The organism is Peribacillus sp., from assembly GCF_059453735.1.
This window is the reverse complement of the sequence record NZ_JAZVJO010000327.1, coordinates 1-3,871: the sequence shown is the minus strand read 5'-3', so window position 1 is coordinate 3,871 and position 3,871 is coordinate 1. Positions and strand designations below refer to the sequence as shown.

Genomic DNA, 3,871 nt, shown 5'->3' with positions numbered 1-3,871 from the left:
CAAAAAGAAAGACGCCTGCATAAATGCAGGCGTCTGATGCCTTTGCGGCCAAAGACCCTTGGGCCACATCCCTACGTTAAGCCGAAGCTTAGTGTCTCGCGTCTTACGCAAATTAGCTCATCGCTATGTTAGTATAACACCTAGCCCTTGGAGATACAACCTTCTTTTTTATATTTTTATTTGCGCCTTCGTTTAAAGGATAAATTGATATGTTTTTCTCACTCAGCATCCATCGCTTAGCTGTAAGTGTATATTCTAACGAGATTATTATTGCAATACTTAATCTGAATTAAAACCCAATGAATACAAGCTTCATTGGGTTTTAATGTTTATTTTATTAGTTTCCGAATCACGGCTCGGACTGGACTCCCATCAGCCCCTGTTAATGATAGCGGGAGTGCCGATAACTCGTACCAGCCGAGTTCGATGTTCTCCAGAACAAGACCTTCTAAAATGTGAATTCCGTTTTTCGCCAGTTCATGATGAGATGGGAGGTCTTTACTGTCTAATTGATCAACTGTTGGCAAATCTAAGCCCATTAAACGAACCCCCTTTTCTGCCAAGAATTTTGGCAATCCAAGATCAATTGTCGGAATTGATTGAGGAAATACGGAACGATCTGTCCAGCTATTCGTTCGAATCAGCACCCTAGATGCCTCTCCAAATTCGACCTCTTTAAAGTCGGATGCTTTAAGTGTACCACTTCCATTCCATTCAATGAGTAAGGCAGGACCGATATAAATATCTAAATCTAGCTCATGAACTTTTTTGCCGTGGTCATCAAAGTGAAAAGGTGCATCGATATGCGTACCAAAATGAGTACTCATAATAAATTGTCCGACATTTACTGAGCCGCTTTCGGCCTTTGTACAACTAAGATTATAGGCAAATTTGGTATCACCCGGCCACTCTACAGTTTGGGAATTTAACGCTTGAGAAATATCAATCCACTCTGACATTATACATTTCCTCCTTTATAATTTGGTTCTCAGTGTCCATAATTCAGGGAAAAACTGCTGATCAATCACTCGTTTTAAATAAGAAACCCCTGCTGAACCGCCAGTTCCCATTTTATGGCCGATAATTCTTTCCACTGTCGTCATATGATTAAATCGCCAGGATTGCTGTTGGCTGCCAATATCGATCAGTTTTTCTGCCAGCTCATATAAGTCCCAATATTGTTCAACGTCTTGATAAACCATCAGCCAAGCCTTTTCAACGCTTTCATTCGCTTCATAAGTCTGTGAATAATCTCGATCCAGCACGCTTTGATCAATCGGCAGACCTCTAGCAGCCAGTGCCGTAATGGCTGCATCATAGATACTAGGCGCTTCAAGTGCTCTCTCCATACTCGCAGCGAGTTCCGTTTGATGACGGAATACCGCTAGCAGTTGAGGATTCTTTTGACCAAGGGCAAATTCAATTAGCCGATTTTGATGTGATTGAAACCCTGAGCTAGACCCGAGCTTATCCCGAAATTCCATGTATTCAGCAGGCGTCAAGGTTGCTAAGACACTCCATGATTGAATGAGCTGCTGCTGAATTCGCGAAACCCGTGACAGCATTTTAAAAGAAGGCTCTAAATTATCTTTTTGAATGCTGTCAATTGCGGTTTTTAATTCATGGAGAATTAACTTCATCCATAATTCACTTGTTTGATGGATAATGATAAATAGCATTTCATCGTGATGATCAGACAGTCTATGCTGACTTGAGAGAATGCTATCCAAATGCAAGTAATCACCATATGACATCTCTTTTTTAAAATCAGTCCGAATGCCTGAATCTAATTTCTTTTCATCTTGGTTCACGATATTGCCCCCTAGTGAGTCAGCTCACTCGTTTATTTTTCGTGTCGGTTGGCGATAATTTCTTTGTCCAGTTCATTATCTTAAACGTAATACACAGGAAAATCAGCCATGGTACTCCGAATTGAAGCACAATTTTAAATGACGTTGTGAACCAAGTCGAAATCATTAAGGCTGCCAGCAATAAGCCGCCTAAGATTGTTAAATAAGGAAAACCAATCATCCGAACCGGCAACTGCCTGCCGCCTTTTTTATCCCAGTTTTTTCGAAAATACAAATGGGAAACAAAGATCATAAACCAAGTAAAAATGGCTCCAAACATAGAAATCCCCATCATGAATGCATAAGAAGTATCAGGTGACAGCACCTTAACGAGAGCGGCTAGAATGACACCTAAAGTAGAAACAGCGACAGCTCTAGATGGCACCCCTTTTCTATTCACCTGATTAAACCAAGACGGTGCTTGTTTTTCCTGTGCAAGTGCGAAAACCATTCGAGTGGATGCATAAAGCTGACTGTTCATTGCTGAAAGAGCCGCTGTTAAGATAATAAAATTCATAACGCCCGATGCTCCGGGAATATTCAATATTTCCATTACCTTCACAAACGGACTTACTTCAATCCCGGCTGACTGCCAAGGTACAATCAGCAGCATAATACCAATCGTAAGAACATAAAAAGTCGATAAGCGGAAAACAGTCGCTTTCAGTGCCTTTGGAACGGCGACATCCGGATCTTTTGCCTCACCGGCTGTGACCGCAATCATCTCCGTACCAAGGAAACTGAATAACGAGATAAAGACCGCCACCCATAATCCCCACACACCAAATGGCATGAAGCCTCCATCATTCACATAATTACTGAACCCTGTAGATGGAGAATCTGTTCCAAGCAGTACATACGCACCTAATAAAACAAACAAAACAATTGCACTTATTTTAATCATAGAAAACCAATATTCAAATGAAGCAAACGTATTAACACTAGTGACATTTACATAAATAAGAATAGCTGCAAACAGCACAATCCAGACGACTCCAGGAACCGTTGGGAACCAATATTTCATATATACCGCAATCGCACTGACTTCCACGCCTACCGCTAAAACATTCGCAATCCAATACGAATAACGAACCAGAAAACCAGCCATGGGGCTGATATATTTCTCAGCAATGGTTCCAAACGATCCAGACGTCGGATAGGCAACTGTCATTTCAGCTAAGCATCCCATCAGAAGCAATACAATAAAAGCACCTAATGCATAGCTAATGAGCACACTTGGTCCAGCGGTTGATATAGCCAGTCCGCTGCCGAGAAATAATCCCGTTCCAATTGCACAGCCCATCGCAATCATCGTTAATTGATTTGTTTTTAGTTCACGTTTAAGTGAACCGCCTTGGTTTTTAACCATCTTTCATCACCTTTTCTAATCCCTAAGCGATCACTTCACGCTTATTTTCAAATTTTTCATATTGCTTGTCTTTTACAATTCTTTTCAAAGCTTGAACCGTTTCCCATACTTCCAGATACGTATTATAAAGAGCAACAGGTGCCAGCCGAATAATATTAGGTTCTCGGTAATCGGGGATGATTTTTTCTTCTTTCAGGCATTTACAGATTCTCGCCGCCTCGAGGTGTTCCAAGCAGATATGCCCCCCTCTTTGCTTATCTTCACGTGGATGACCGATTTCAAATCCGAGTCCAGCTAACTCAGATTCTATTAAATCACTAAAATACTGTGTACAGATTAACGATTTCTCACGAATTCTCTCTATTCCTGCTTCAGCAAACAGTTCAAGTGATCCCATTAAAGGCGTCATACTTAAGATATGCGGTGTCCCTATCTGAAACGCCCCGGCACCTTGGACTGGTGAAAAGGTGTACTCCATATCAAATTGTTTGTCCTTCTTTGATCCAAACCATCCTGTAAGGCCAGGTAAAACCCCAACATGCCTCTTGTTGACATATAATCCTGCAACACTGCCCGGCCCAGCATTCAGATGCTTGTAATTGCACCAAAACGAAAAATCAACATCCCATTCATCAAAATAATGAGGGACGGC

4 protein-coding genes are annotated in these 3,871 nt (G+C 41.4%); all 4 read right to left on the bottom strand.

What is annotated here, in order from left to right; genetic code table 11:
- Window positions 1-329: 329 nt before the first annotated feature.
- Window positions 330-959 (bottom strand): arylformamidase, encoded by a 630-nt coding sequence (gene kynB / locus AC52RT_RS10345; RefSeq protein WP_495540670.1) that lies wholly within the window; start codon window positions 957-959, stop codon window positions 330-332.
- Between the two features lie 15 nt (window positions 960-974).
- Entirely contained in the window at window positions 975-1,814 is an 840-nt protein-coding gene (gene kynA, locus AC52RT_RS10340) for a tryptophan 2,3-dioxygenase (protein WP_495540671.1), read from the bottom strand.
- Between the two features lie 16 nt (window positions 1,815-1,830).
- The gene (locus AC52RT_RS10335) at window positions 1,831-3,219 is read right to left on the bottom strand and encodes an amino acid permease (RefSeq protein WP_495540669.1); all 1,389 of its coding nucleotides are present in this window, start codon (window positions 3,217-3,219) and stop codon (window positions 1,831-1,833) included.
- Window positions 3,220-3,241: 22 nt separating this feature from the next.
- Window positions 3,242-3,871 (bottom strand): aminotransferase class V-fold PLP-dependent enzyme (locus tag AC52RT_RS10330; RefSeq protein ID WP_495540668.1); only part of this gene is annotated, 630 nt, incomplete at its 5' end.

Excerpts from the sequence above, each read along its gene's own strand:
- kynB (WP_495540670.1), bottom strand. The coding sequence starts at position 959 with ATGTCAGAGTGGATTGATATTTCTCAAGCGTTAAATTCCCAAACTGTA.
- AC52RT_RS10335 (WP_495540669.1), bottom strand. The coding sequence starts at position 3,219 with ATGGTTAAAAACCAAGGCGGTTCACTTAAACGTGAACTAAAAACAAAT.